The sequence below is a fragment of the Mesobacillus sp. genome (assembly GCF_049588175.1).
GTDB lineage: Bacteria > Bacillota > Bacilli > Bacillales > Cytobacillaceae > Mesobacillus.
This window is the reverse complement of sequence record NZ_JBAVFI010000470.1, coordinates 1-1,713: the sequence shown is the minus strand read 5'-3', so window position 1 is coordinate 1,713 and position 1,713 is coordinate 1. Positions and strand designations below refer to the sequence as shown.

The following is a 1,713-nucleotide window of genomic DNA, read 5'->3' as shown; positions in this document are numbered from 1 at the left end:
GACCCCAGGTCGCCCTGGCGTCCTGAACGGCCTTTCAGCTGATTGTCAACGCGTCTGCTTTCGTGCCTTTCCGTACCGATGACATGGAGGCCGCCTAATTCGGCAACGCCTTCACCGAGAAGAATGTCCGTACCGCGTCCAGCCATATTGGTGGCAATGGTGATCCTGCCGTGCTGACCAGCCTGGGAGATGAGCTGGACCTCTTGCTCCACTGTTTTTGCATTCAATAGTTGATACGAAAGGTTTTCCTCATCAAGGTACTCGGCTACTTTTTCAGATTGAAGAATGGAGGTAGTCCCAATCAGGACTGGCTGCCCTTTAGCATGGCGTTCCTTAACCTCTTTTGTCACCGCTGTATACTTCTGTTCCTTAGTTTCAAAAACCAAATCGGCTAAATCCTCACGAACAACAGGCTTATTTGTTGGGATTTGAATGACATCCATCCCATACACCTGGCGGAATTCACTTTCTTCGGTTTTGGCTGTACCCGTCATACCAGACATCAATGGATACATACGGAAATAGTTTTGAACCGTGATTGATGCCTGGGTTTTATTTTCATCGGTAACCTCAACGCCTTCTTTTGCCTCCAAAGCCTGGTGCAGGCCGTCAGACATTGTGCGGCCCTCCATGATCCGGCCGGTGAACATATCGACAAGCATGATTTTGCCATCCTTGACGATATAATCAACATCCAGTTCGAACATGACATGGGCACGGACTGCCTGGATCACATAGTGATAGAGCGTCTGGTGTTCAAGGTCATACAGATTATCAACGCCAAAAGCCTTCTCTACCTTATTAATGCCGGTATCGGTCAGACTCGTTGCTTTTGTTTCTTCATCAAATGAATAATCAACGTCTTTTACAAAACGCTTTGCCAGCCTAGCTGCAATAAAATGCAGGTCAGCGCTTGATTCCATTTTACCGGCGATGATCAATGGCGTTTTCGCTTCATCGATCAGCACACTGTCAATTTCATCAATAATCGCAAAATGGTACGGACGCTGTACACGCTGTGCGACGCTCGCGACCATATTGTCACGCAAGTAATCAAAGCCGAATTCGGTTCCGATTCCATATGTAATATCCGCCTGGTAAGCAGCCTGTTTTTCATCCGCCTGCATCATCGGGATATTCAATCCGACTGTCAGGCCAAGAAATTCATGGATTCTGCCAATTTGATTGCGGTCACGTGATGCAAGGTAATCATTGACGGTAATGACATGAACACCTTTGCCTTCAAGGGCCCTCAAATAACTAGGCAGGGAGGCGACTAGCGTTTTTCCCTCCCCAGTAGGCATTTCTGCGATACTTCCATCATTTAAAACAAGCCCGCCAATCAGCTGCACGTCATAATGGCGCATGCCAAGAATGCGTTTCGAAGCTTCACGGACAACAGCAAATGCTTCGACCTTGATGTCATCTACCGTTTTTCCATTCGCAAGCTGTTCCTTAAAGAAAAGCGTTTTGTTTTTCAGCTCATCATCAGTGAGCTTTTCAATCGTTGATTCCAATTGATTGATCTGCTCGACTAAATCCCTATATTTTTTTAGGCGCTTCTCATTCGAATCGCCAAATTTCTTCTTTAAAATCGACAGCATCCATTAACGCTCCCTTATCCAAATTCGTTTACTAGTATATCATTTATTTCCTTATAATAGTAGGTTTTGCCAGTGTGTCAAAATTTTCTATTAATCTAGGTAACCTTTT

Annotated in this window: 1 protein-coding gene; it reads right to left on the bottom strand. The window is 45.5% G+C overall.

Translation table 11 applies throughout. The features are described from left to right. Positions 1-1,604 (bottom strand): preprotein translocase subunit SecA (gene secA, locus WB217_RS11530; protein ID WP_423993371.1); only part of this gene is annotated, 1,604 nt, incomplete at its 3' end. Positions 1,605-1,713 lie beyond the last annotated feature (109 nt).